Annotated in this window: 23 protein-coding genes; 6 read left to right on the top strand and 17 right to left on the bottom strand. The window is 60.3% G+C overall.

From position 1 onward, the window contains the following. Nucleotides 1-3: 3 nt before the first annotated feature. From putA to ACJ2A4_RS02600, 11 genes are all read right to left on the bottom strand, one after another. Entirely contained in the window at nt 4-3,612 is a 3,609-nt protein-coding gene (gene putA, locus ACJ2A4_RS02650) for a bifunctional proline dehydrogenase/L-glutamate gamma-semialdehyde dehydrogenase PutA (RefSeq protein WP_408873508.1), read from the bottom strand. An 89-nt stretch (nt 3,613-3,701) separates the two neighbouring features. Beyond that, nucleotides 3,702-4,715: a P1 family peptidase gene (locus tag ACJ2A4_RS02645; RefSeq protein ID WP_408873507.1), complete on the bottom strand. Its 1,014-nt coding sequence runs from the start codon at nt 4,713-4,715 to the stop codon at nt 3,702-3,704. Between the two features lie 13 nt (nt 4,716-4,728). After that, nucleotides 4,729-5,493, bottom strand: a complete 765-nt coding sequence (locus ACJ2A4_RS02640) for an ABC transporter ATP-binding protein (RefSeq protein ID WP_408873506.1) — start codon at nt 5,491-5,493, stop codon at nt 4,729-4,731. Beyond that, nucleotides 5,490-6,308 carry an ATP-binding cassette domain-containing protein gene (locus tag ACJ2A4_RS02635; RefSeq protein ID WP_408873505.1) on the bottom strand — a complete coding sequence of 273 codons (819 nt, stop codon included), beginning with the start codon at nt 6,306-6,308 and terminating at the stop codon, nt 5,490-5,492. The genes ACJ2A4_RS02640 and ACJ2A4_RS02635 overlap by 4 nt, the downstream gene beginning before the upstream one ends. Further along, nucleotides 6,305-7,141: an ABC transporter permease gene (locus tag ACJ2A4_RS02630; RefSeq protein WP_408873504.1), complete on the bottom strand. Its 837-nt coding sequence runs from the start codon at nt 7,139-7,141 to the stop codon at nt 6,305-6,307. Before ACJ2A4_RS02630 ends, ACJ2A4_RS02635 begins: the two co-directional genes overlap by 4 nt. Next, nucleotides 7,138-8,091 carry an ABC transporter permease gene (locus ACJ2A4_RS02625; RefSeq protein ID WP_408873503.1) on the bottom strand — a complete coding sequence of 318 codons (954 nt, stop codon included), beginning with the start codon at nt 8,089-8,091 and terminating at the stop codon, nt 7,138-7,140. The genes ACJ2A4_RS02630 and ACJ2A4_RS02625 overlap by 4 nt, the downstream gene beginning before the upstream one ends. Continuing rightward, complete coding sequence (locus ACJ2A4_RS02620) at nt 8,088-9,584, bottom strand: ABC transporter substrate-binding protein (protein WP_408873502.1); 1,497 nt, start codon at nt 9,582-9,584, stop codon at nt 8,088-8,090. Before ACJ2A4_RS02620 ends, ACJ2A4_RS02625 begins: the two co-directional genes overlap by 4 nt. A gap of 83 nt (nt 9,585-9,667) precedes the next feature. Then, entirely contained in the window at nt 9,668-10,243 is a 576-nt protein-coding gene (locus ACJ2A4_RS02615; RefSeq protein ID WP_408873501.1) for a membrane integrity-associated transporter subunit PqiC, read from the bottom strand. A gap of 56 nt (nt 10,244-10,299) precedes the next feature. Next, a complete protein-coding gene (locus ACJ2A4_RS02610; RefSeq protein ID WP_408873500.1) occupies nt 10,300-11,262 on the bottom strand; it encodes an MlaD family protein in 963 nt (320 codons plus the stop codon). Beyond that, complete coding sequence (locus ACJ2A4_RS02605) at nt 11,262-12,029, bottom strand: ABC transporter ATP-binding protein (RefSeq protein WP_408873499.1); 768 nt, start codon at nt 12,027-12,029, stop codon at nt 11,262-11,264. The genes ACJ2A4_RS02610 and ACJ2A4_RS02605 overlap by 1 nt, the downstream gene beginning before the upstream one ends. 5 nt (nt 12,030-12,034) lie before the next feature. After that, the gene (locus ACJ2A4_RS02600) at nt 12,035-13,201 is read right to left on the bottom strand and encodes an MlaE family ABC transporter permease (RefSeq protein WP_408873498.1); all 1,167 of its coding nucleotides are present in this window, start codon (nt 13,199-13,201) and stop codon (nt 12,035-12,037) included. 296 nt (nt 13,202-13,497) lie between these two features. Here ACJ2A4_RS02600 and ACJ2A4_RS02595 point away from each other — a divergent pair, with 296 nt between their 5' ends. Beyond that, nucleotides 13,498-14,424 (top strand): glycosyltransferase family 2 protein, encoded by a 927-nt coding sequence (locus ACJ2A4_RS02595; protein ID WP_408873497.1) that lies wholly within the window; start codon nt 13,498-13,500, stop codon nt 14,422-14,424. Nucleotides 14,425-14,460: 36 nt separating this feature from the next. On the opposite strand, the gene ACJ2A4_RS02590 is transcribed toward ACJ2A4_RS02595, so the two are convergent. After that, nucleotides 14,461-16,551, bottom strand: a complete 2,091-nt coding sequence (locus ACJ2A4_RS02590) for a DUF6311 domain-containing protein (protein WP_408873496.1) — start codon at nt 16,549-16,551, stop codon at nt 14,461-14,463. Between the two features lie 186 nt (nt 16,552-16,737). On the opposite strand from ACJ2A4_RS02590, the gene ACJ2A4_RS02585 reads away from it, so the two are divergent. Next, nucleotides 16,738-17,904, top strand: a complete 1,167-nt coding sequence (locus ACJ2A4_RS02585; RefSeq protein WP_408873495.1) for a serine hydrolase domain-containing protein — start codon at nt 16,738-16,740, stop codon at nt 17,902-17,904. Here the strand turns inward: ACJ2A4_RS02585 and ACJ2A4_RS02580 are convergent. From ACJ2A4_RS02580 to ACJ2A4_RS02565, 4 genes are all read right to left on the bottom strand, one after another. After that, complete coding sequence (locus ACJ2A4_RS02580; RefSeq protein ID WP_408873494.1) at nt 17,901-18,491, bottom strand: hypothetical protein; 591 nt, start codon at nt 18,489-18,491, stop codon at nt 17,901-17,903. The two genes, ACJ2A4_RS02585 and ACJ2A4_RS02580, sit on opposite strands and share 4 nt — an antisense overlap. Nucleotides 18,492-18,526: 35 nt before the next feature. Beyond that, entirely contained in the window at nt 18,527-19,276 is a 750-nt protein-coding gene (locus ACJ2A4_RS02575; protein ID WP_408873493.1) for a hypothetical protein, read from the bottom strand. 73 nt (nt 19,277-19,349) lie between these two features. Continuing rightward, nucleotides 19,350-19,850, bottom strand: coding sequence for a hypothetical protein (locus tag ACJ2A4_RS02570; RefSeq protein ID WP_408873492.1), 501 nt, complete (start codon nt 19,848-19,850; stop codon nt 19,350-19,352). A gap of 98 nt (nt 19,851-19,948) precedes the next feature. Next, nucleotides 19,949-20,284, bottom strand: coding sequence for a hypothetical protein (locus ACJ2A4_RS02565; protein ID WP_408873491.1), 336 nt, complete (start codon nt 20,282-20,284; stop codon nt 19,949-19,951). A 216-nt stretch (nt 20,285-20,500) separates the two neighbouring features. On the opposite strand from ACJ2A4_RS02565, the gene ACJ2A4_RS02560 reads away from it, so the two are divergent. Together ACJ2A4_RS02560 and ACJ2A4_RS02555 are read left to right on the top strand one after the other, a co-directional pair. Next, nucleotides 20,501-22,627 carry a M3 family metallopeptidase gene (locus ACJ2A4_RS02560; protein ID WP_408873490.1) on the top strand — a complete coding sequence of 709 codons (2,127 nt, stop codon included), beginning with the start codon at nt 20,501-20,503 and terminating at the stop codon, nt 22,625-22,627. A gap of 142 nt (nt 22,628-22,769) precedes the next feature. After that, complete coding sequence (locus tag ACJ2A4_RS02555) at nt 22,770-24,458, top strand: M28 family metallopeptidase (RefSeq protein ID WP_408873489.1); 1,689 nt, start codon at nt 22,770-22,772, stop codon at nt 24,456-24,458. Between the two features lie 20 nt (nt 24,459-24,478). Here the strand turns inward: ACJ2A4_RS02555 and ACJ2A4_RS02550 are convergent, their stop codons facing one another. Beyond that, on the bottom strand, nt 24,479-25,390 hold the full coding sequence (locus ACJ2A4_RS02550) for a LysR family transcriptional regulator (RefSeq protein WP_408873488.1): 912 nt from the start codon (nt 25,388-25,390) through the stop codon (nt 24,479-24,481). Between the two features lie 105 nt (nt 25,391-25,495). Here ACJ2A4_RS02550 and ACJ2A4_RS02545 point away from each other — a divergent pair, with 105 nt between their 5' ends. Both ACJ2A4_RS02545 and ACJ2A4_RS02540 read left to right on the top strand, forming a co-directional pair. Further along, nucleotides 25,496-26,311: a DODA-type extradiol aromatic ring-opening family dioxygenase gene (locus ACJ2A4_RS02545; protein WP_408873487.1), complete on the top strand. Its 816-nt coding sequence runs from the start codon at nt 25,496-25,498 to the stop codon at nt 26,309-26,311. 38 nt (nt 26,312-26,349) lie between these two features. Then, nucleotides 26,350-26,961 (top strand): YceI family protein, encoded by a 612-nt coding sequence (locus tag ACJ2A4_RS02540; protein WP_408873486.1) that lies wholly within the window; start codon nt 26,350-26,352, stop codon nt 26,959-26,961. The last annotated feature ends 31 nt before the right edge of the window (nt 26,962-26,992 follow it).

The raw sequence follows: 26,992 nt of genomic DNA, 5'->3' as shown, positions 1-26,992 counted from the left end.
CCGTTATCCGATGGTCATCAGGCTGGCATTGCCGCCCGCGGCCGTCGTGTTCGTGCTGACGACCTTTTCCTGAAGCACCCATTCAGGCCGGATCGGGCTTTTCGCGTCAAGCATGTAGAGCTGCACGATCATACCCGAACGCGACAGGGCCGCACGGGCCTGTTCCGCCATCTGCTTTTCTTCCGGAGACGCAAGGATCGTCCGGCATCCTGCAACACGTCCGCCCTGTGTGCGGCGGATATGCAGCGCAAGCGCATCGGGGAGGTCGGAAACCCAGTCCGAAGCCACATTCGGCCCCTGAACGAAGGCCGTGTTTCCACCGCTGAGGGCAAGGCCCACGGCGCGAAGCATGGTCTCGCGGTCGCTGGCGATGCACAGGACGGCGCCACGCGGCAGAAGCTGATACAGGTTGGTCTCGCCGACCGGGCCGGGCAGTTCGCGCGTGGTGCCGCACATGCCGTGCTGCATGGCGTCCACAATCGTCTGATAGAGCGGGAAGCTTGTCCGCATCAGCCAGGACAGGAACAGTCGGGCGGGCTCTGGCAGTTCCTGGTTTTCCCAGTCCGTATGGGCCGGGGCGGTGCTCATCAGGCGACGCAGGATCAGCGGACCACCGGCTTTCGGTCCCGTGCCCGAGAGCTTTTCGCCGCCGAAAGGCTGGCTGCCCACAACCGCGCCAACCATGTTGCGGTTGACGTAGAGGTTCCCGGCCTCGATGCGCGAGGTGACATGCGCCATGCGGTTTTCGATCCTTGTGTGCAGACCGAAGGTCAGGCCATAGCCGGACTGGTTGATTGCATTGATCAGAGCCTCAAAGCCGCTGGCTTCAAAGCGCAGGACATGCAGGACCGGCCCGAAGACTTCGCCCTTGAGGTCCGCCAGACTGTCGATCTCAATGATCGTCGGGGCGATGAAGGTGCCGTTCGATGCCGTGTCCGGAAGGGGAAGGGACGAGACGGCACGGTTCTGCGCGCGGGATGCGTCGATATAGGTTTGGATGCCGGATTGGGCTTCAGCCGAAATGACCGGGCCGACATCCGTGTGCAGTTCCGCCGGATTGCCCACGCGCAGTTCTTCCACGGCACCGCGGAGCATGGTCAGAACGCGATCGGCGCAGTCTTCCTGCACGCACAGGACGCGCAGGGCGGAACAGCGCTGACCTGCACTGTCGAAGGCCGAGACCAGAACGTCCGCGACCACCTGTTCGGTCAGGGCGGAGCTGTCCACGATCATGGCGTTCTGGCCGCCGGTCTCGGCCACGAACGGAACGGGCTGCCCGTCCGCGCCGGTGCGTCCGGTCAGGGTGCTGGCAATCAGGCCCGCCACGGCGGTGGAGCCGGTGAACATCACGCCGGCAATCCGCGGATCGGCCACAAGAGCCGCGCCGGTTTCGCCCGCACCCGCCACCAGCCGGAGGGCGTTTTCCGGAACGCCGGCTTCGCGCAGAAGGGCGACGGCGCGCAGGGCGATGAACGGTGTTTCCTCAGCCGGTTTTGCGACGACCGTATTGCCAGCCGCCAGTGCGACCGAGACCTGTCCCAAGAAAATGGCGAGGGGGAAGTTCCACGGGCTGATACAGGCGACAACGCCCAGCGGCGCGCTGCTGCCTGCCTGGGCCGTTTCGCGGGCCTGGACAGCGTAATACCGCAGGAAATCAACGGCTTCGCGGACTTCGGAGAGCGCATTGGCATAGGATTTGCCTGCTTCGCGGACCAGAAGGGCCATCAGTTCACTCTGATGCTCTTCCAGCAGGTCCGCCGCGCGATCGAGCTTTGTGCTTCGTGCGTCGGCGGAAAGAGCCGCCCATGCTGTGCCTGCGTTTTCGGCGGCATCAATGGCCTTGCGGACATCCTCTTCGGTTCCGAAACGGACACTGCCGATCCTGTCCGAATGGTTGGACGGACTGCGGATCTCCTGCGTCTCACCCGAGCAGGACAGGTCTTCCAGCGTTTGTTTTTCGGAGGCGCAGACGGCTTCGGCCAGGGCCGTGACGGTGTGTTCGTCGGTCAGGTCCAGACCGCGGGAATTGGTGCGTTCGGGCGCGAACAGGTCTTTCGGCAGGGCGATGGCCGGGTGTGAGGCGCCCGGCGGCTGGACGGCTTTTGTGAGCGCGACCGGATCGGCAATTAATGTCTCGATGGGGAGGCTCTCGTCGCCGATCTGGTTGACGAAGGACGAATTGGCGCCGTTCTCCAGCAGGCGCCGCACCAGATAGGCCAGCAGCGTCTCATGCGAGCCGACGGGGGCATAGACCCGGCACGGGCGGTTGAGCTTCTGCGGGCCGACGACTTCGTTATAGAGCGTCTCGCCCATGCCATGCAGGCACTGGAACTCGTAGTCGCCAATCTGGAAGTTCAGGCCAGCCAGCGTGTAGATCGTGGCCAGCGTGCGGGCATTATGGGTCGCGAACTGCGGGAAGACGACATCGCGGGCGGCCAGAAGCTTCTTCGCGCAGGCGATATAGCTGACATCCGTGTAGCATTTGCGCGTGTAGACCGGGAAATCCGTCTGGCCTTCAACCTGCGCTTTCTTGATTTCACTGTCCCAGTACGCGCCCTTCACCAGACGGATCATGAGACGGTGTCCGCTGCGGCGGCCGAGGTCGATCAGATAGTCGAGAACTTTCGGCGCCCGGCGGCCATAGGCCTGCACGACGATCCCGATGCCATTCCAGCCGTCCAGTTCCGGGCAGTGGCACAAATCTTCGATCAGGTCGAGCGAGAGGTCCAGACGTTCGCTTTCTTCGGCGTCGATATTGATGCCGATGTCATAGCGGCGGGCCTGAATGACGAGGTCTTTCAGCGTCTGGCCGAGTTCTTTCAGCACACGCTCGCGCTGGGCGAAGGCATAGCGCGGATGCAGGGCCGAGAGCTTGATGGAAATCCCGGCCTTTTCATACACATTCGCGCCACGTGCGGTCTGACCGATCACGTCAATCGCGCGCTCATAGTCGCGGCGGTAGCGCAGCGCGTCGGCTTCCGTCATCGCCGCTTCGCCGAGCATGTCGTAGGAATATTTGAAGCCGCGGTCCTCAGGCTCCTTGCTGACCTTGCGGGCTTCCTCAATGGTTTCGCCGATGACGAACTGCTCGCCCATCATGCGCATGGCGATGTCGAGCGCACGGCGGACCAGCGGCTGCCCGCCACGTCCGACGAGACGGAACAGCGCGGCGGCGAGGCCTTCATCCGTGTCGTTGGTCAGCTTGCCCGTCAGCATCAGCCCCCAGGAAGCTGCATTCACGAAAACGGATTTTTTGCCGCCGATATGGGACAGCCAGTCGCCTGTGCCGATCCGGTCGCGGATCAGGGCGTCGCGGGTCGCGGCATCCGGAATACGCAGGAGTGCCTCGGCCAGACACATCAGGGAGACGCCCTCGGCGGAGGACAGCGAGAATTCCTGCACGAGCGCTTCGACGCCGCTCGGACGGCGCTGCGTGCGTAAGGAGCGGGTCAGATGGCGGGCGACGTCAAACGTGTTCTGCTGTTCCGTTTCGGTCAGCGTGGCCTGTTCGATCAGGGGAAGGATGCACTCTGCTTCGGGCCTGCGCATGTCTGCGGCGATGGCCTGACGAAGGGAGGAGCGGACGGGATAGGACGGCACAAAAGTTGACATGGACTCAGCCTCGGACACGACACTCGGTCTGAGTCCTATAATCATATACGATCCTGAGTAAAATATATGAAATGTGGGTCAGATCATTTTTATGGCGTATCTTTGGATCCGAAACGTTCGTGCCATGTCGGGAGTGCGGCGCCATCGGGAGGAGGGGACGCCTCGTACACACCCCGGGCGATGGCGCGGGCCGTGACCTGCATGGCGGCATGGAGGATTTCGGTCCATTCCTGACCCATCGGAGCAGGCTTTTCGCAGGTCGAGACCCCGATCATGGCGTCCCCGTCCAAGGGTAGATGGGCAGGAAACACGCCGCGTGCCACGCCGTCCTGCGCCAGAATGGCGAGGCGTTTGGCCTGTGTCTTGGTGAGGGTGGCGTCCGTGGCGATAAGGCCGATCGTGGTGCCAGTGACGGAAGCCCATTTGGAGCGCAGGTGCAAATCCTCAGCGCTCAGATGCGCAGGCATGCCCAGACCGCCGAATTCGTTCCCCTGCTCGAAAGGTGCGCTCCAGAAATGTGGCCCGTCGCCGATCGTGGCCGTTCCGACGGCATTGACGGCGACCAGTGCGGCCACACGATGCCCGGCGGGTGTGATCGCGCTCGCCGAACCCAGTCCTCCACGCAGAGTAGCGGTTGTTGCGCCTGTCCCTGCGCCAGCCGTGCCTAGCACGAAAGCGCCGCTTCGGGCGCAGGTTGCGGCCTGATGGCCCAATTCGGCATAAGGCGAATAGCGTCCCCATGTTGTCTGTCCACCCTGCGGCAGGTCGTAAAGACTGGCCTGCACCACGATGGGCACGCGGATGGTGTCTGGCGGCAGAGGCGCGTTGTCGAACTGCTCGCGCAGCCAGGCCTGAACCCCGGTTGTCGCGTCCAGCCCGTAAGTCGAACCACCTGACAGGACGACCGCATGAATATGCTCGACCATGTTTTCCGGTTCCAGCAGCGCGGTTTCCCGCAGAGCCGGTGCGCCGCCCGGGAAACTGCCGGAAGCGATAACAGGACGATCGAACAGGACCGCTGTCACGCCCGTGCGAAGGGGCAGATCCTGACTATGGCCCACGCGGATGCCGGGAATGTCGGTAAGGAGGTTCAGGCTGCTCATGACGCCTCGCGGGTCAGTAGGTGTTTTCAAGAAGCGCCCGTGTCACAGCGTGAGTAGGGGCATTCAGAACGTCGGATGCCGGACCGGATTCGACGATCCGGCCTCGGTCGAGGACGGCGTTATGGTGCGACAGGTGCCGGATAACGGCCAGATCGTGACTGACGAAAACATACGACAGTCCATGCCGCTTTTGCAGATCCAGCAGCAGGTTCAGGACGATGGCCTGTGTAGAGACGTCCAGCGCCGAGACAGCTTCATCGGCGATAATGACGGAAGGCCGTGTGATCAGGGCGCGGGCGATGGCGATCCGCTGCCTCTGACCACCGGAAAAGGCTCTGGGGTAGCGACCAGCCATATCGGCAGACAGGCCAACCTCTTCGAGCGCCGCCAGAATACGGGCGTCCCGATCTGGCGCGGGATCGAGCGGTTCGCCTACGATGTCACGGACTGTCTGGCGCGGATCGAGGGCGCCGTATGGGTCCTGAAAGATCATCTGGATCGCGGGGCGGATTTTTTTTCGGATCTGCGCTGGAGCCGTTGCGAGATCCTGACCCTGATACAGAACCTGGCCTTCATCGGGCACAACAAGGCCGCTGAGAATGCGGCACAGGGTGGATTTTCCGCTTCCGGATGCACCAATGATTCCAAGCGTCTGGCCTGCGCACAGATCGAGGCTGATCTCTTTCAGGATTGGGCTGCTTTCTCGCCGCATGACCGGAAAGACGTGGCGGTCCGTTCTGCCGTATGTCACATCGCATGCCTGAAGGATCGGGCTCATGCCGGGGCCCTGAAGACAGGAAGGGGCGTCAGCGGTGTGCGAGCGGCGCCATGAAGAGACATCGCAAGCAAAGCCTGTGTGTACGGATGGGCAGGCGCATCGAATACGGTTGCGGTCGGGCCCTGCTCGACGCAGATCCCGTCTTTGAGGACCAGAACCTGATCGGCATGACGGCGGACCAGCCCAAGATCATGGGAAATCATCAGGACCGCCATGCCATGCGTCTCGCAGTAACGGGTAACGAGCGCCATCATGGCGGACTGGGTGCGGGCATCAAGGGCTGTGGTGAACTCGTCTGCGATCAGAATACTGGGCTGACAGGCTAGCGCCATGGCTAGCAGCACGCGCTGTCTTTGGCCGCCGGAAAGCTGATGCGGATAGGCCCGCTCGCTGACGCCCGCGTCCAGCAGGCCGGTCTGCTCCATCAGGACACGTGTTTCGGCATGGATCCGGGGTCTGGTCAGCGGTGTATGAAGGCGGAACGCATCGGCGATCTGCGAACCAATGCGTCGGGTCGGGTTGAGCGCCGTCATGGGTTCCTGAAACACCATCCCCAGTTTTCTGCCCCGGATCCGGCACCATTCCGGTTCGGACAGCGCCAGAAGATCTGTTCTTTCAAAGTCGATCTGTCCACGCGTCTGAAAACCGGGTGGCAGCAATCCCATCAGGGTGAGGGCAAGCGTTGACTTTCCCGAACCGGACTTTCCCGTGATGGCAAGAATTTTTCCCGGCTCAAGTGTGAAAGACATCGGATGGAGGATCGGACGCGCGGGGCTCTGAACATCCAGCGCCCTGACGTGAAGCAAGGCGGTCATGGAGCAGGCTCCTGATGCGCAGCGTCCAGACTGTCCCGCAATCCATCACCGAAAATATTGAAGCCCAGCACGAGCAGCATGATCGTCAGTCCCGGTACGGCGACCAGCATTGGATGATCGAAAACGTGGATCTGGTAGGACGCCAGAGCCCGTCCCAGATCAGGGAGCGGTGGGGGTGCTCCGAGACCAAGATAGGACAGTCCGGCATCGGAAAGGAGGGCCAGCGCCAGTGAGGATGTGGCCTGTACCGTAAGCAAAGGCAGGATATTGGGCAGGACGTGCGTGCGCAGGATGGTGAGCGTGCCGCGCCCGGCCAATCGGGAGGCGGCGGTATAGTCCTGGATCAGGATGGAGCGCGCGGCCTGCCGGGTGATCCGGATCTGGGCGGGCAGACCGAACAGGGCGATGGCAAGGATTTCGCCGGATGCGGAGGCTCCGAGGGCTGTGACGAGCAAAGCGGCAATGAGGATGGGTGGAAACGCCAGTCCCAGATCGGCAATTCCCATGATGATGCGGGTCGATCCGGACGGAGATGCTTCAGGATTTCCGGCGGCAATCAGCCCCAGTGCCGTTCCGGCAACCGTCGCGAGAGCAACGGCCAGTGCAGCGATCATCATGCTGTTGAATGCGCCCAGAAGCACATAGACCATGAGATCGCGGCCGAATGGATCTGTACCCAGCGGATGCGACAGGGATGGCATGGCGTAGCGGTGCATGACGTCGATGCCGGGAGCATGATCGCCATTCAACAATGCAATGACGGCTGCGGGAAACAGGATGGCTGAAAGCAGAATGCCGCCCGTCCAGAGAGTATGATTCCGCCGTGCCGTCATGACCGTTCTTCCCCAAGGCGCGGGTCCAGCCAGCTCACAAGGGCTGCCATGAGGACGTTCAGGACCATCACGCCGGTCACGATCATCATGACAAGATTCTGTACGACGGGAATGTCCCGCTGATTGACGGCTTCCAGCAGGAGTTTTCCACACCCGGGAAGGCTGAAGACACTCTCGACGATGATACTGCCTGTCACGAGGACCGGCAGCTGGATGCCAGCCAGCGTCAGGACCGGGATCAGTGCGTTGGGCAGGGCGATGCGCCAGAGGGCATCCCGCCTGCTATAGCCCTGGGCGCGGGCCGTGCGGATGAAATCCTGCGACAACGTTTCGATCAGGGACGAGCGCATGAAGCGGGCGGTGATGGCCGCCTGCGGGATGGCCAGGGCGATGGCGGGAAGGATGAGCGCTCTGATGGCCGGAAAAAATCCGTTCTCCCAGCCTGGAAAACCGCTCGCGGGCAGCCAGTGCAGGGTCAAGGAAAACAGGAACGTCATCATCATCGCCAGCCAGAAATCCGGGATGGATTTGAAAAGCTGAAGCATTCCCATCAGGCCAAGATCAAGCGCCTTTCCCCGGTTTGCGGCTGCGATAACGCCGATGGGGATACCCGCTCCAAGGGAGAGCAACATGGCAAGGAAGATCAGGGGAAGACTACTCTGCAGACGCTCGATGATCAGGCTGCTGACTGGAACATCATAGATATAGCTCCGGCCCAGATCTCCATGCAGAAATCCGCTGACCCAGTGCGCATATCGTGCGGGCAGGGGCGTATCCAGCCCCAGTTGATGATGCAGGGCGAGAATGCTCTCGGGGCTCGCATCCAGCCCGAGCATGACGGTTGCCGGATCGCCGGGCAGCAGGTTCATGGCGGCAAAGATGATCAGGCTTGCGACAAACAGCAGCACCACGCGCCCGGAGATCATGCGCAGGATTATGACTCCGGTCATGGCGCCCAGAACACGTCGGCAACCGGGAAGCCGGCGATAGGCTGGTTGGCCCATATTCCCCTGATGCGTCTGTCCATCACGGTCTGGCGAGGGATCGAGAATAGGAAGACATTTGGCTCATCCGTCGCGAGCTGTTCCTGCATCTGGACGGAGAGCTGATGACGCCGGGCCGTGTCTGCGGTGGCTTCATACTGCTCCAGCAGCTCATGAAAAACCGGGTTCTGATAATGGAAATAGACGGGTGTGCGGTCATAGATGTTGATGTCATGCGGTTCGGTATGGGCAATGACGGTCATGTCGAACTGGCCCTGTCCGTAAACCCGGCCCAGCCAGGTCGGCCATTCTACGGGCTGGAGCGTTACGGTCAGTCCGATCTGTTCCAGATAGGCGGCGATAAGTTCGCTGCTGTCACGGGCATAGCCGATTGGCGGGAAAGTAAGGGTCAGATGCGTGCCGGGACTGACACCCGCCTCTTTCAGAAGCGCGCGGGCATGTTCCGGATCATATGGATAACGGTCGGGCAGGGAGACGTAATCCGGGTCGTCCGGGGCCATGTGGGACTGAAGGAGGGTTGCGTCGCCTTCTGCTACGGCCTGGATCAGGGCCTTGCGGTCGATGGCCTGTGTAATGGCCTGCCGGACACGCGGATCATTGAATGGGCGGCGGGCATTGTTGAGGGCAAGGATCGCCTTGAAGGGAAAGCTGCCCCTGACGACCTCAAGCCGCCTGTTTCCGGAAAAGCGGCTCAGAAGCTCGCGGGAAGGAAAGGATGGATAGACGTCGAGTTCTCCCGCCAGAAGCGCGTTGCTGGCGGAAAGCGGGTCGGGCATGAAGCGGAACGTAACGGAAGTCAGCGCCGGTTTGCTGCCCCAGTACTCCGGGTTGCGACGCAGGGTCAGGTGATCTCCTCGGTGCCATTCATCAAAGACGAATGGCCCGGTCCCGACTGGGTGACTGATGTTCTGATCTACGGATGCCGGTGAGAGAATGGCCGCGTCATTCCAGGCCAGTTGATAGAGGAAGCTGCCATAGGGATGCTGGAGCCTGATCCGGACGTGCAGGCTGTTGGGGCAGGAAATATCGGCAATCCGGTTGAAAACGGCGGCGTGGGGATTGATGCTTCCCGAGGCGCCTGCGCGGAGCAGGGAAAACTTCACACTCTCGCAGGTCAGCACTGTCCCGTCGTGAAAATGAACGCCATCATGCAGCGTGAAATCGTAAGTCAGGCCGTCCGGAGATAGGCCCCAGTCCCGTGCCAGAAGTGGTCTGAGCGCGCCATGTTCATCCAGTCGCATCAGGCCTTCATAGATATTGCCATACGTCACCATCCCGATGGCTTCACTGGAGCCGCGCGTCGGGTCCAGCCCGGGTGGTTCGATCGCCAGACCAACCGACAGCGTATCGCGAGCGCTTTCAGCCCGGACTGAAACCGGGCAGAGCAATGCCGAACAGCCGGCTGTGAGGACGGCCATGAAGATGGGCAGGGTTTTCATCAGGCGCTCCGCGAACATGCAGCCTCAAGGCGCAGGATCACGGAAAATAGGACGATCATTGCCTTGGTGGAAGGGTCTGTCTTTCAGGGACGCGGAGGCGTGCTGGCAATCCGTGCCGCAAGTTGTTCGACAAGGGCACGCGTCAGGGTGACCTTGCCGGCATCCGTCGCGATGCTGCCCTGTGCCGTGAAAGAATCCCGGCTGCGCAGGACAGGCTGATGCTCATCGGAAGGGATCACCGCCCAGTCAGCCTCCAGCGCGCCCTGACCGCTGCTGTTGAGGTCCAGCCGGCTGATATTGACTGCAAGGCGCAAGGCTGGCGTCTCGGCAAGCGGTTGTGTGGTCACGATATAGCTGGACCAGTCCCGCCCCAGATGAGCCGCCAGAAGGTCCGTCACACCCTGTGACAGTCTGCTTCCCCAGCGCCCGTTGGGACTGCGGTCCAACTGGTCGCCATGACGGGTCAGAATGTCCTGATTGTCCAGATAATCCGGCAGTGTCACATGCGACACGTCCAGAACCGGCGCCGTGGCTGGAAGCGCAGCATTCATCTGTGCAATGGCCGGTGCCCCGAGCGTATAGAACTGCATGGGCGGGGCAGCGCAGCCTGACAGGGCGGCCAGGGCCAGCAGAGCGAAGGGAGCTGCGGATCGTGTCATGAACCGTGTCACGGGGCGGATCTCCGGAAAAATCTGGGGGAGGCGGAACTGTCGGTTCATGGGCGCCGTCCTGTCAGGAGAAGCTGCGGATTGCGTTCGACATCCGTTGCGAACCCGCGCAGGGCAGAGGCGGCCGCGGCAATGTCCCGCAGGCTCGCTTCAAGATTGGCGCGGTCGTTAGAGCGCGGAGAGGTCATGCTTTCGAGATTGGCGAGGCTTTTTGTGGCCTGCTGAACGGCGGCGTTGCTGTTCAGCAGGACCGCGTGCAGCTCGCGGCCGCGTGCATCAAGCTGGTTCGTCCCGGTGCTGGCCAGTTGGTCCACACTGACGAGCGTGCGGGTTAGCGTAGGCTCCAGATCCGTCACCATCTTGCGGGCGGCATCGACCATGTCACGGCTGTGATCCGAGGTTTCGTGGATGCTCTGCACCAGTGCCGGCAGATCCCGGTCGAGCTGGTCCGACAGCCGGCGCACAGAGGCCAGGGTGGCATCTGCGTTTTCGCCAATCTGCTTCAGGGGAAGGTCCTGAAGGCTCTTGGTCATGGCCTCGATCGTGGACTGCTTGGTCGGGATTTCCGTGATGTGGGCAATTTCGGGATGCAGAACCGCGGGCGTGTTAGGGGCAAAATCCAGATTGATTTCGGATGTGCCGGTGACGAAGCTCTTGAGGTTCATCTCACCACGCAGGCCCTGCTTGACGAGATCTTCCATGCTCGGGCGATGATGAAGGCTGCTGTTCGTCAGGACGATGTTATCCGGCCGCATCGTGACGAAGACCGGAATATAGGCGTCTTTCGTCGTCGGATTATATTCGATGACGACGCGGTCCACGGCGCCGACCTGAACGCCCCGGAATGTCACTGGAGACCCCACGGCCAGACCGGACGAGGCGCCATGGAATACCAGAACGGCCTTTTCCGTCCGGGAAAAAGGATGAAAATTGCCGAACAGGACGAATGCCGCGACAATCAGGCCCGTCCCCCCAAGGACGAAAGCGCCGACAAGAGCCTGCCTGTTCATCACGTGTTTCCTTCTTCGTCGCGTTCACGGTGCATGAAGGCATGCACCTGTGGATCGGTACAGTGATCGCGCAGATCACGGGGTGAGCCGTGGGCGATCGGGGTTTTCGTTTTGGCGTCCAGAAAGATGCCATCATCCGCGATGTGGAATAGGCTCGACAGTTCATGGCTTACGATGATGATCGTCGCGCCAAGCCCGTCCCGCAGGTTCAGGATCAGGTCATCAAGCCGGGCGGAGGTGATCGGATCAAGGCCAGCCGAGGGCTCGTCGAAAAACAGGATGTCCGGATCGAGTGCCAGGGCACGGGCCAGACCGGCGCGTTTGCGCATCCCGCCGCTGATTTCCGACGGATAGAGGTCAATCGCCTGCAACATGCCGACGAAACCCAATTTCAGTTCCACGAGCCTGCGGATGACATCGGGTTTGAGGTCCGTGAACATCTGGAGCGGCAGGGCGATGTTCTCGCCGATCGTCATGGAACTCCACAGCGCACCACTCTGGAACAGCACGCCGAAGCGGTGGTTCAGATCCGTGCGGTGCGCTTCGTTTCCGGCCCAGTAGTTCTCGTCACCGACGTGATATTCGCCCGCCGAGGGACGCAGCAGGCCGATCATGCTCTTGAGGAGCGTGCTCTTGCCGCAGCCTGATCCGCCCATGACAGCAAAGATGCTGCCTTTGCGGACGTCTAGGGAAATATTCTTCTGGATGACCTTCGGGCCGAAGGAGAGCGTGATGTCGCGCAGGGAAAGCACGATCTGGTCAGGCATGTCTGTCAGATCCCCAGCACATCGGCGATGACGGCGAAAATGGCATCAATCGCAATGACGCCCACGATGCCGACCACAACGGCGCGGGTTGCAGCGATGCCGACATCTGCGGCCGAGCGTCCGGCCTTGAGGCCGATCCGGCAGCTTGTCAGTCCGATGAAGGCGCCGAAAACGAGACTTTTGGTAAATCCGAAAATGAACTGGCCGATCCCGAAGGCGGTCACGGTCTGATGGAAATACCCTGCCGGCGTGATGTCGAGCATGGAAATGGCCACGACGAACCCACCCAGCATGCCGATGAGGCACCCATAGAGGTACAGGAAGGGCATCGTGATGATGAGCGAGAGGACCGCCGGCAGGATCAGGTAAGTCGAAGTCGGGATGCCAAAGACGTTCAGGGCATCGATTTCCTCGTTGCCCTGCATGGTGGAAATCCGTGCGGCATAGGCGCCACCTGTTCGTCCGGCCATGATGATGGCGGTCATGACGGCGGCCATCTCGCGCACCATCGCAATCCCCACAAGGCTTGCGACGTAGATGCCAGCCGCAAACTTCTGGAGTTCGACGGCACCGACAAATGCCAAGATGGCACCGATCAGAAAATTGACGACCCCTACGATGAGCAGGGCATAAGGGCCTGCATCGGCGGTATTGGACAGAAGATCGACCAGGCGCATCCGGCTGCGACCGAGAACGGTCTGGACTGCGCCTTTTACTGTCAGGGCGCCGAGTTCGGACACCACGCCAACCTCGGTCACGGACGCGATGGTGTGGCTCCCGATGATCTCCAGAAGCGGTTGGCGGAGTTTCTTGTGATGGACAGGTTCGTCAGGCGCCTCGGGCAGAAGTTCCAGAAGCTGCCGCATCGGCCCCGGAAGCGTCTGCATGTCCAGACTGATGCCAGCGTCATGGGCGACGCGCTTGAGATCCCACAGAAAAGCGATCAGCCCGGTATCCCAGCCCTGAACGTCGGATGTCTGGAACGAGAGATGGGCGCCCGGAGCCTTTTTCAGACCGTCTTTCGGAAAGACCGGAATATTGCCGGTCCGGGCCTGCCATGTTCCGCTCAGAACCATGACGGGCGCGTTCTGCTCACCCTGCAGATGCCATTGGGGTGTCCGGTCGTTTCCTGACTGCCTGGCTGGTGATCCCGTCTCGGTCCTGTCTGTCATGAACTCTGCATTTCGGGTCCTGACATTTCCTGATGCTGCAAAAGAGCGGAAAGACTGGCAGGACGTGACACCTGAAAACAACTGGCTGGGGGTTGCGAACGGGTTCGGATGGAACCCATCGGGCCACCCTGAAACGGCACCTTATCGGCTGGGGGCAAAAGATCAATGCTTATGAGCGTCTGGACAACCGGTGCACCATAATCGCGCCTGGGTTCTTTTCTAGAAGTGATGACTGCATGTCACCCGCCCGTTTCTGATATGATCGCAGTGTTACGATTTGGAACCAGAAAATCTGTATGACCAGCCAGTTCTCCCTGATCGTCCCGTTTTATAACGAAGAAGCTGCCATCGGCTATTTCGTGGGCAGTATTCTGCCATTCCTTGAGGGAGTTCCCGATGCGGGCTGGGAAATCATCTGTGTGGATGACGGCAGCAGCGACGGGACCCTGCGTGAACTGATTGCACTTTCAAAAACCGACAGACGTTTCAGAGTGCTGGAACTGTCACGCAATTTCGGCAAGGAAGCGGCGCTGACTGCAGGCCTCGATGCCGCGACCGGGGATGCCGTTATTATCATCGACGCCGATTTGCAGGACCCGCCCGAAATCATCCCGCAGATGGTGCAGCTCTGGCGCGATGGTGCAGAGGTCGTGCTGGGAAAACGGATCGACCGGGCCACTGACAGTATGCTCAAGCGCAAGACGGCATCATGGTTCTATTCGCTGCATAACTGGCTTGCCCATATCCAGATCCCCGAAAATGTCGGAGATTTCCGGCTGATGGACCGATGCGTCGTGGAGGCTCTCAAAAGATTGCCCGAGCGTCAGCGCTTCATGAAGGGGTTGTTTGCGTGGGTGGGGTTCCGGACAGTCACCATCGACTATGTCCGGGCTCCGAGAGCAGCAGGCATGACGAAATTCTCGGGTTACTCCCTGTGGAATTTCGCACTTGAGGGCTTCACCAGCTTTTCGTCCGTGCCCATTCGGCTATGGACCTATCTGGGAACGATCGGTGCGCTGATCGCCATTCTCTATGCAGTTTTCATCGTGTTCCGGACGATTGTCTGGGGCAACCCCGTGCCGGGTTATTCATCCCTGTTTGTTGCAATCATCTTTTTCAGCAGCGTGCAGATTATTAGTATCGGCATGCTGGGCGAATATATCGGCCGGATCTATATGGAGACGAAACAGAGACCGATTTATGTGCTGCGCCGGACGTACTGAAAAAACAACAGCCTCAGCGTCGCATGAAACGCAATTTCAGTTCAGTTTGTGGACCCTGAACTGAAGAAGCCCAATTCCAAGAAGGCGCGGATCCTGCCCGATATGCACCGGGTTACTGATCTGCAGTTGCAAGTCAGCAGCGTGAGTTTCAGGGGATACCGTAAGGCTGGCTTCATACTCTGCATCACCGGGCTGGACATTCCATTCGGTGATCTGTGTTCCATTCTGGAAAACGCCCACCCGCTGCGGCACGCCGGGTGTGGAGCGCAATTTCAGGACAAGCTTCGCCGTGTGAACATCCGCTGGTAGATAGAAATAGAGTGAGGGGGCTGGCGTCTCACTCCACACCCCCCAGCTTTCCGGCGTGGACCATCCGCTTTTCAGGATTTCTTCATTCATTACCTGTGCCCCTGCCGTCATGACATCCCGATCAATGGGGATGATGGCAGGTTCCATCAAAGGCGATAGGACCGAAGGAAGCGGAGTATCGGGCGAGACGCAGAATGTGACGCTGCCGCTGACACCACACTGCGCATGTTGCAGATGTGTCCAGCGGAGTGCCTGGACCCGCTGTGACATTCCAGTCAGGATAACAAGGGTCCGCTGATCCAGCGGATGAGGATGCTCTGCCCGGGGATGGCAGGCCGTTTCCGGCGTTGTCCTTGCCGTATACATCGTGTTGGTCAATGCGTTCTGTTGCGCCGCTGCGTAAAGAAAGCGCATGACCTGAGGGGCGTCCGTAGCGTCGCATTCCAGCCGCGGATAAATCTCGATCCTGTCAAAAGGTCGCATCAGCGAAAAAAGCTGGTCATCTTCGCGGGTTGCAGGTGCAAGGAATGCCAGTTCTTTCCTGTGATCGCCGACGCGGACTCCATGTGTGTCCTGCCACTGAAGTGCAATTCCTGCGAGCAGGACGAGAGGCCAGGCTCGTGGCCAGGCGCGGCACAGACCATAAACGGATCCGAGCATGATCAGATACGCAACCGGCCAGAACATCCGGCCTGAAGAGCGCATCTGTTCTGCTCCGGGGACTTTGAAATGTGTCAGTAGAACCGGGACATGAAAGAGATAGACCCGGTTTGACACGGCAATGACGGTCAGTGCCAGACAGGCAAGAAGAAGACCGGCATGCTGCTCTGGGAGCCTGGCAAGAAGCGCAATCCCCTTGCGGCTGGGCAGAACCATCGCAAGCAGCAGCAGGACACCGGCGCCAAGATACTGGTATCCTTCATATTGCCCCCCGGTTGCCTCCGCCCATGTCTGTGGAAGGGAAGGGAAAAGGCTGGAATGGATCGGCCAAAAGGGAGAGGCGAGGTTCATGGAATAGAACCCGTACCCGCCATCGCTTGCCCCGCCCCAGTAACCAAGAACAGAGCCAAGGAGGATGATGCCTGATCCGGAAGCAATGGTGGCGATCAGGGACGGTGCACTGGTCTTCCAGTTTCTGTTCCGCAGAAACAGTGTCAGGGGAACGGCTCCGAGGATGGCACCTGTCATGACCATGAGGTAGGGATGCACCAGCAGGGTCAGGGTGGTCAGAACAGCCAGTATCCACACTGCTTTGGCGCTCGCACCGGGTCGTGTCGCCCTGAAATAAAGCCCGATCGCCAGAAGCAGGATCCAGTGACCACACAGCGCGGCATGACCCAGTCTGACGAGGAAGGTCGGAAAGCACGCGCTGAAAACGGCCACCGCAAGTGCGGGAAGCAGTCGTTTTTCGCCCAGCGATCGTAAGGCAAACACAGCGCAGACGGGTTGAAGCGTCCAGCAAAGCGCCAGATAGAGCGTCACGCCCTGCAGCATGTCCGGGAAAAGCGGATGGGCAAGCTTCAGAAGCAGGGCTTCCAGCGGGATACTGTCCGTCATGGCGATATTGGTGCCGGCCGGTGCATCAAGCCGCCAGGCCGTCAGGAGCGGCCAGTGCCATCCCTGTTGCAGATAATAGATCTGGCCAATGATATGCTGGAAGAAATCGTCACGACCATCCTGTACGGCGGCGGGAATACGCCCCTGAATCAGTGATAGCGGAAAGCATCCCAGAGCCTGGAACAGACCAAATATCAGTGAAAGGGCATAGGCCGGAAACCTGTTTCTGGATGGTCCCGGGATCAGACGCTTTTCAGGCAAATGACAGCACTCTCACTGAAGACCTACCGATATGGGGAAGGGGTGTTCATACAGGAGAAATTTGCCTGAAACCATGACCAGTGGATCGGGAGGGCAATCTGTTGCGCGTCCGGAAAAAACAGTTAGTCTTCTGAAAAAGAGAATCAGGGTCAGGATGAAGTGATGACTGTGTCGAACATGCCCCCGATGAAGCAACATTCTTTTCTGCAGAGACGCCGTTTTCTGCTTGGAGGCGCGACCCTATGCGTCACGCAGGTCGCCGCCTGTGCCCGATCAGGGGGGCGGTTCGACGAGGTGGACGGTCTGGTCCGTGATGCCATCCGGAAAGGGGAAGCGCCGGGCGCTGTCGTCGCCATCGGTCATGACCAGCAGATCATGCACCGGTTCGTCTACGGAAAGCGGGCCCTGGTTCCGGCGCCCGTGCCGCTGACATGGGACACCCGTTTCGATATGGCTTCCCTGACCAAGCCCACTATGACGGCACTGGCAGTCATGCAACTGGTCGAGCAGCAGAAACTGCGGGTCGATGATAGGGTTAGCCAGTACTTCCCGGAGTTTGCCTGCAACGGGAAGGGGGACATTTCAGTCCGCCTGCTTCTGACCCATTATTCCGGCCTGCCGCCAGACGTCCCTTTGACCGATCCCTGGACCGGCAAGGCCGAGGGCGTGAAACGCGCCATGACGTCTCCGCTGATCAATCCGCCGGGCGCGAAATTCGTCTATAGTGACATCAATTACATTATGCTGGGGCTTCTGGTCGAGAAACTGGGAGGCCTGCCGCTCGACCAGTATGTCCGGATCAATATTCTTGAGCCACTGGGTATGACGGAATCCGGCTATCTTCCGGCGGCCAGCCTGCGTCCCCTCATTGCCCCGACGCAGTATGACGAGCAGGGAAACATGTTGCGGGGCGTAGTGCATGATCCGACGGCGCGGAGAATGGGTGGCGTGGCCGGTCATGCCGGGCTGTTCTCGGATGCACGGGACATGACGCTCTATGCGCAGGCTCTCCTTGACCGGCTCAAGGGACGTCCAAGCCGCTTCCCGCTGCGACAGGATACCTTGCTGCTCATGACCACGCCGCAGCAGCCGACGGGAAAAACGGAGCTTCGCGGGTTCGGCTGGGATATTGATACCCATTACTCATCCCCGAGAGGCAATGTGTTTTCCCGCCGGTCCTTTGGCCATACGGGCTTTACCGGAACCTCACTGTGGATTGATCCGGAGAGTGACAGCTACGTGCTGATCCTGACCAACCGTGTCCATCCTTCGGGTGGACACAGCGTCGTGCAGCTCAGGCACGATATTGCCACGGCCGCAGGGAAGGCGCTGGGCCTCTCAGCACCCGTCTAGACTTTATGGTGAAGGCCGACAAAAGGATGAACGGGCTCCTTCGGGCATGATCCGGCAAAGGAGCCGATCAGCTTGCGTACATGCTGTGACAGCGCATCACGGTTGGCCACGATGCGCGTCCCTTCGGCCAGACGGACAGTATCGCTCTGGGCAAGAAGGTCCCCGGCATATCCAACTTCCCGCGCCATTTCCGCATCAGGCAGCGCAGACAGCGGTGCAAACTGGATCGGCAGATCCAGTGTCTGGGCTTTCGTCCGGCTTGCATCCGCCTGAAGGCCAAAGACGGGCATCGCGCCTGAACTGCTGACGGAAAAGCTGCCGGAGGATGTGAAGCTTCCGGACAGCGACAGTGTGACCGGACCCGAAATCATGGCCACGACCGGATCCGGAACATGCTGACTGCATTGCAGGGCATGGACGTTCGTGTCGAACAGGCTGATCTGTTCCGGCGTCCAGTCCTGGATATGGGACGTGCTGACAACACCCGTCTTCGTCAGATCAGCCTGGATCCCCGAAATGGCTTCGCTGATCGTGACGGGAGACGGGGAGCCTGCGGAGCATGCACTGAGAAGAAACAGCGCCAGCACAGAAGCTCCAGAACGACCGGGAAATAACCAGAGGCTCATACACCCCTCATTTCCGCAAGAAGCGCGTCAAAACCCTCCCCATTTGGCGACGTCCCGGGAATGCCAAGCCAGTTCTGGCGCGAAAGCAGCCCGTAGGCTTCATCGGCAATCTTCGTGAACGTATCCCAGGGCATGAAGGTCCGGGTGCCCCAGGTGTTGAAGAAAAGCCCTTCAGGATTGTACCCGGTCACTGCAATTGCATGGCCGCCCACCGGCGTTCGGTCGGAAATGGCGTTCCAGTCCCATGTCGCACCCAGCGGGAGATCCATGAATCCCTGCGGCACCTGAATCCCCGCAAGAACGCCGCCGAGATAGCAGATGCCCCGGCGGATCCCGTCGCAGTCCTGTGGGTCGATCGAGCCGTAGGCGGTCAGGTAATCCAGCGTCTGTCCCGGACGGTGCAGCCCGTCCCGCAGCCAGAAATTCAGCTCATCCAGCAGGACCGTCCCGTTATCGCGCGCGCCTGTCTGTGGATCAAAGCCAGTGACGGCCGCATAGTTGTTCAGCACCATATCCGTGGAGAGGACAACCAGCCCCTGTGCGGCATGGGTCCATGTCGCCGTCAGCGCCGCATGGGCCGCAAACGCACAGCAGCCATACCGGTCATTTCCCCACATCTGATAGGGCACCCCCTCCGACCAGTCCTTCTGCGGTGGAACGGCGGGAAGGCGTGAGGCCAGCATGGGGGCCAGACGATAGGTTCGCAGATCATGCTTGGGTGCACGTTTTCCAAGGCATCGGGACATGGACAGCTCCGGCAGAAAGACACAGAAAAAGAGCGGCTCGCAATGAACAGCCCCTGTTGGACGAGAGGGAGCGTCAGACGCCCTGATAGATCCGGGCGCGGATGAGTTCCGGGGACTGTGTGGAGGCTGCAAACGGGGTCGCCGTCACACCGGCAAGGGCTTCGATCAGCGGGATCATGGCCTGCACGGTGCTCATGTAGGTCGCGGCAGACGGCGAATAGACCTTCACGATCGGCGTTGCGATGGCCAGCAGGGTCTGGAGATCCGTCCCGAGGCTCTTGGCCCAGTCCTTGCCGGTGGACACCGTGATGGAGCCGTTCGAATTGGCAGCGACCTGAGCCGTGACGCTTTTGATCTGAGCCACCAGATTGTCGAATTTGGCCTTGTCCGTGGCGGACAGGTGGCTTTCCAGATCCGGAATGCTCTCGATGGCCTGAACCGCGTAGGCGATCGCCGCGGCATCATTGTTCAGGGCCTGCGTGTTGAAGGTGGTCGTGCTACCGGTCGTGGTGCAGGCGCTGGTGGAGACAAGAAGAACGGTGCCGAGGCTCAGGGCAATAAGACGGTTACGCATCAAATAGGGCTCCGGAAATAAGAAAGGCCGCTCAAAGGCGGCCGTGAAATATGAAAATGAAAATTGTGTTCAGGCAGACTTTGCCGTCTGCCGGAAAATCACTCTGTCCGACGGGGAGGCTCACCGGCTTTCGGATGTGTCGAGACCGTGTCCAGGCCCAGTTTCGCGGCCTCTTCGGCACGTGATGATCCGATCGGCACCATGATGGCTTTTGCGCCAGGCTGATAGGCGCTGGTATTCCAGCCTCTGGCCTGCGCCACAGCACTCACGATGCGAAACAGCGGCAGCAGTTTCGACGTGCTCGCAGGCGGCTTCCAGAAACGGAGAGCCAGCGCGGCCGCCGCAATGAGGAATGTGATGATTGAAACAATATCGCCCGCGTACTGCGCAGGCAGATAGGGCAGGATCGTCTGGAACAGCGATGTCCAGTCCATTGTTGTCTCCGGCTATGAAAAAACCGCCCCGGGGAGGCGGCTGTGTCAACACACCCTGCCGGTCTAGGGAGGCGCGTTCGCACGCACCAAGGAGAAAATGGCGTCAAGCGGGAATTGACTGGTTTTCCGGCATTTCGGGAAGGGGAATCACCCGTTTGACGATACGTCCCGAACACCATACGGTTCGGCATCATCACGTTTGTTACAGGCGATTTCATGGCTTTCAATTTCAGGCTTGCCGCAGTTCTTGCTGTTTCGGCATTTTCCCTTTCCGCTGAAGCGCATGCCGCTTCCGCGAACCCGTTCTTTTCCGCCAGCACGCTGCCCTATCAGGCGCCCCGCTTCGACCAGATCACGGACAACGACTATGCTCCGGCTTTCGAGCATGGAATGACCGAACATCTGCGTGAGATCAAGGCGATTGCGAACAACCGCGCAGCGCCGACATTCGACAACACCATTGCCGCCATGGAACGCGCGGGCCAAACTCTCAACCGCGTGCAGATGACGTTCTATGGCGTGTATCAGGCCAACACCGACGATACGCTGGACAAGGTGCAGAGCCAGGAAGCGCCCCGGCTGACCGCCCATGAAGATGAAGTCTATCTGAACGCGAAGCTCTTCGCCCGCGTAAAATCTCTTTATGACCGCCGCGAAAAGCTCAATCTGACGCCCGAGCAGGCGCAGCTCCTCGATATCTATTACCAGCAGTTCGTCCATGCCGGCGCACAGCTCTCCGCGACAGACAAGACGAAGCTGCGCGCGATCAACACGCGCCTCTCCAATCTTGAGACCCAGTACGAGCAGAAGCTGATTGCCAGCGCCAAGAACGGTGCCCTGATCGTGGACAGCAAAAAGGCGCTGGCCGGTCTGGATGACAACACGATCGCCTCAGCCGCCAAGGCCGCGCAGGAGCGGGGCTTGACCGGCAAATGGGTCATCCCCCTTCAGAACACGACGCAGCAGCCGGCCCTGTCGTCCCTGACAGACCGCGAAACCCGTCAGGCTCTGTTCGAACAGAGCTGGACCCGCGCCGAGAAGGGCGACGATAACGACACCCGCGCCACGATCGCTGAACTGGCAGAGCTGCGCGCGCAGAAAGCCGCACTTTTCGGCTATCCGAATTTCGCCGCCTATACGCTGTACGATCAGATGGCCAAGACGCCGGAAGCTGCGGAAAACTTCATGCAGCAGCTCGTCCCGGCCACGGTTGCCGAGCAGAAGCGCGAAGCTGAAGTTCTTCAGAAGGCCATCCGCAAGGACGGTGGCAAGTTCGACCTGAAGCCCTGGGACTGGGAGCATTATTCGGACAAGGTGCGCCGCGCGAAGTACAATCTCGATCAGGATGAAATCAAGCCGTATTTCGAGCTTAAAACGGTCCTGACGGATGGCGTCTTCTTTGCCGCCAACCAGCTTTACGGGATCACGTTCCAGCAGCGGACGGATATCCCTGTCTATCAGCCGGATGTCATGGTCTTTGAAGTCCATGACAAGGACGGCTCTCCGCTGGGCCTGATGTATTTCGATTACTTCAAGCGGGACAACAAGTCCGGCGGTGCGTGGATGTCCAACTTCGTCGGGCAGTCCAAGCTGCTTGGTACAAAGCCCGTCATCTACAACGTTGCCAACTTCACCAAGGCAGCCCCCGGCCAGCCACAGCTCATCACGTCCGACGACGTGACGACCATGTTCCATGAATTCGGCCATGCCCTGCACGGACTGTTCGCGGACCAGACCTATCCGTCGCTGTCCGGCACGAGCGTGGCGCGCGACTTTGTGGAGTTCCCCTCGCAGTTCAACGAGAACTGGGCGCTGGATCCGAAGGTCCTGTCGCATTACGCCCGGCACTACAAGACCGGCGCTCCGATGCCCAAGGCTCTGGTCGAGAAGATCCGCAAGGCCGCACACTTCAATCAGGGCTATGCACTGGGTGAGATCGTGGCCGCAGCCGAACTGGACATGAAATGGCACAGCCTGTCCGCGACGGCACCGCGTCAGGACGTGGACAAGTTTGAAAGCGATGCGCTGAACAGCACGGGGCTGGACGTCTCGGCCGTTCCGCCGCGCTATCGTTCCAGCTACTTCCTGCATATCTGGTCCAACGGATATTCCGCCGGCTATTACGCCTATCTGTGGACGGAAATGCTGGATCAGGACGTGTTCTCCTGGTTCCAGGATCATGGTGGTCTGACACGTGAAAACGGTCAGCGCTTCCGCGACATGATCCTCTCGAAGGGACACACCATGGATTACGGCCCGATGTTCCGCGCCTTCTATGGCCGTGACCCGGACATCACCCCGATGCTGGTGCATCGTGGACTTGTTTCCGAACAGGGCAAGTAATCACAGTTGGGAAGGGGGTGCTTCTTCCTTCCCGACTTTTTTGTTCCGGGGCGGGACATCTGTCGTCGTGACCGTCAGGCTCAGGGGAAACCCGGAACCGGTCTTCCACCCCTGAAGCTGCAACAGAAAGGACTGTCCCGTCATGAAACAGAAAACACCATCCCATCGCAGTCTGCTCTTCACGGCTCTTCTTGCGGCTGATCTGTTTGCGCCTCTTACGGGATATGCCGAACCGACCGCTGATATCAGCCCGTCGCGCATGTCGGAGACGATGAAGATCCTGGCGTCCGACCGGTTCGAGGGGCGTGCTCCCGGAACGGAAGGGGAGAAGGTCACGGTTCCCTGGCTGATCGCGCAGTACAAGGCTCTGGGGCTTGAACCGGCTGGCGAAAATGGCGGATGGACGCAGACTGTTCCCATGATCCGCACCAGAACCGCTGCGAACGGTTCCATCAGTGCCCGGACCGGCGGCAAAACGCTCCCCCTGATCCAGCTACAGGACATCTATCTCGCAACGCTGTTGCCGGAAAACCGGCTGCGGGTCAAAGACGCTCCGATGGTTTTCGTGGGCTATGGCATTCATGCGCCGGAGCGCCACTGGGATGATTTCAAAGGCGTAGACCTCAAAGGCAAGGTCGCAGTTTTCCTCGTCAACGATCCCGATTTCGATGCGGCTCCCGGTGAGCCCGTTGCCGGTCGCTTCGGCGGCAAGACCATGACGTATTACGGCCGCTGGACCTACAAATACGAGGAAGCCGCCCGCCGTGGCGCTGTTGCTGCCCTGATCATTCACGAGACTGCGGCCGCATCCTACCCCTGGAGCACGGTCGTGGCACCCGGAGGTGAAGCCTATGACGTGGAACATGCTGCCACTGAAAGCCGCCCCGTTCCTGTGCAGGGCTGGCTTGAGGGCAAAGCGGCCGCTGCGCTCTTCCAGCAGGCCGGGCTGGATCTTGAGGCCCTGCGCATCAAGGCCCGTTCCGAGAGCTTCCGTCCCGTCACTCTGAGGCATACGACGTTCTCAGCCGATCTACCGGTCACATTCGATCGTCTGCAAAGCCAGAATGTACTCGCCAAGATTGCGGGCGCGAAATATCCGGACGAGACGGTCATGTTCGGTGCCCACTGGGACGCTTACGGCAAGAGCACGGACGCGCAGGGCCATACCGTCATCCGTCGCGGCGCGATCGATGATGGCTCCGGGATTGCGGCGCTGTTTGAAATCGCCCGCGCCTTCAAGGCCGGACCGAAGCCTGACCGAACCATCCGTTTCGCAGCCCGGACGGGCGAGGAGCGCGGTCTGCTGGGATCAGGCTGGTACGTCGCCCATCCACTGGCGCCGTTGGACAAGACGGCTGCCAATCTGACGATGGACGTGCTCCAGATGGCAGGGCCTGCGCATAACGCCTTTATCATCGGGGCGGGGCAGGACACGCTTCAGGAACAGTTCGCCGCCGCTGTGGCCCTTCAGGGCCGCACCGCACAGCCGGAAGCCATGCCCGAGCGTGGCGCATTCTATCGCGCGGATCATCTGCCGTTCGCACGGGCGGGCGTGCCGGTTCTTGCGGTCATGGACATGGCGGGCAAGTTCGATCTTCTGAAGGGCGGGACGGAAGCGGGTGGCAAATGGCTGACGGCCTACATGGCCTGCTACCATCAGGCCTGCGATGCCTGGAGCCCGGACTGGGATGTGCGTGGTGCCGCGCAGGACGTCTGGGCCGTGTGGAAAGTCGGACATGACGTGGCCTTCTCGCATGACTGGCCACAATGGAAGGCCGGTTCGGAATTCGCCGCGATCCGCCAGAAAACCGCTCCGGCAACGGTTCGGTAAGAGCAGTTTTCCCGGTTCCGTCAGATCGTCCAGGGCGGAACCGGGCTATAGCGTTCAACCAGGAAATCGATCATCGCCCGGATCTTGAGCGGGACATGAGGCGTCGGAGCATAGACGGCATGCAGTTCCGGCCCCGTCATGACGGGCACATCAAGCGGCAGCGGAACCAGCCGACCTGATTTCAGTTCATCCGAAACGATGAATGTCGGCTGATAGATAATGCCCTGTCCGGCCACGGCAGCTTCGCGCAGGATATCTCCGTTATTGGCATGCATGGGGCCGCTCACCGGGACCGTGCGCTCGCCGTTCGGACCAAAGCTCCAGCGCGCGCTGCTGATCTCGTCACCGAGCGTATAGCCCAGACAGCGGTGGTTCTGGAGTTCGGCGACAGTTTGCGGTGTGCCATACTCTTCCAGATAGGACGGTGCTGCGCAGACCACGAAATCGACCTGCGCCAGCCGGCGCGACCGCAGCGCGCTTGATGGCATCCGCCCGATACGCAACGTCAGATCCCACCCTTCCGTAATCGGATCAATCCTCCGGTCATCCAGCCCCAGTTCAACCGTGACGAGGGGATGGCGGCGGCTGAATTCCGGAAGGATCGGCCCGACATGCCGGATGGCGAACGAGACCGGCGCATTCAGGCGCAAAAGCCCGCGCGGCTCCTGGTTTTCCGCCGAGACTTCCTGTTCCATCTCTTCCAGATCCGTCAGGATTTTCTGACTGCGGATGAAAAAGAGACGCCCCGGTTCCGTCAAAGACAGCCTGCGCGTGCTGCGATGGAACAGCGAGATCCCCAGTCGGCTTTCCAGAGCGGCAATATGTTTCGTGACCATCGTCTGTGACAGACCCAGCGAGCGCGCGGCTCCTGAAAAGCTGCCCTGAGCCACGACCTTTGCAAAAACCTGCATACCCGTGAAGCGATCAAGCATCCACCTCACACTCCTGGTGTCAGATCTTATCCCGGATCAGGGAATTATTCTTTTCGGGTGAGGGTGGCAAGATCAGTCCCATAACACGGAACGGAGGCACTCACCATGACCCTGAAAGATCAGGACACTATGCGGCAACCCGTTCTTTTCCTGCCGCATGGAGGTGGCCCGTGCTTCTTCATGGAGTGGGGGACGACATGGGATCGCATGGCAGCCTATCTCCGTTCTGTAGGGCCCTCCCTGGCACGTCGTCCGGATGCCATTGTGGTCATGTCCGGTCATTGGGAAACGTCGGATATGGTCGTCGGATCAGCTGCTCATCCGTCGCTGATCTACGATTATTACGGCTTTCCGCCTCACACCTATCAGTTGGAATATCCCGTGCCGGGCTCGCCGACTATGGCGGGGAAAATCCGTAATCTGCTGCGCGACCGTGGCATGGCCTGTACAGAAAATGTCACGCGCGGACTTGATCACGGGGTCTTCATTCCCTTCATGCTCGCATTTCCCGATGCGGATATTCCGGTGGTGGAGATTTCTCTGCCCGGCTCGCTGGATGCCGCAGGGGTCCTGAAACTCGGGGAGATGCTGGTGCCTTTGCGGGATGGAAACATCCTGATTGTGGGTACGGGCATGACTTACCACAACATGCGTCATCTGATGCGCCCCGATGCCGTGTCGGATGCACAATCCGTCGCGTTCGATACCTGGCTTCAGCAGGCGGTCGAGGCTCCGCCCGCTCGTCGCATACAGAGCCTGCTGGACTGGGAGCACGCCCCGTTTGCGAGGGAGTGCCACCCTCAGCCGGAACATCTCCTGCCGTTGATGTTCGCCGCCGGAGCCGCGGGAACCGATGCAGGTCATCGCGATTACAACGATATCGTCATGGGGAAGGCCCTGTCCGGTTTCCGGTTCGGCTGACGTCCTCAATTCACTTCATCCAGAAAGACCATGACATCATGAAAACACGTCTTCTCAAGAGCGCAGGCGCTGCGTTCGCTCTCGCACTCCTGTCTTCCACGGCTTATGCCGCCAACCCTGCCGATGTGCAGTCCGGCGCCTATACGGTGGAGACCAGCCATACGCAGATCGGCTTCTCCGTGCTGCATTTTGGCTTCACGTATTATTCCGGCCAGATCTCCGGCGTCACCGGCGCGCTTCAGCTTGATACGGCCCATCCGGAGGCCTCGCACCTGAACGTGACCATCCCGGTTTCGACCATTTCAACCACCAGCACGGTTCTGACCGGCGAACTCAAAAACAGTGAATGGTTCGATGTCGCGAAATATCCGGATGCGACCTTCGTCTCGACGCAGGTTCGCCGCACAGGCACGGATGAGGCTCTGGTGACCGGCAACCTGACGCTGCATGGCGTCACCCATCCGGAAGTCCTGCACGTCCATTTCGTGGGAGCAGGCGTCAACCCGATGGACAAGGCCTATACGGTCGGTTTTCAGGCCGAAGCGACGATCCATCGCAGCGATTTCGGCGTGAAGAAATATGTCCCCTATGTCGGCGATGACGTGACGCTGACGATTGCCGGGGCGTTTGAAAAGACTGCCGCGAAATAACGCGCATAAAAAAACGGCCCACGAGAGTGGG

This window comes from Gluconobacter roseus, assembly GCF_046058915.1.
Lineage (GTDB): Bacteria > Pseudomonadota > Alphaproteobacteria > Acetobacterales > Acetobacteraceae > Gluconobacter > Gluconobacter roseus_A.
This window is presented reverse-complemented; position numbering and strand designations above follow the sequence as displayed.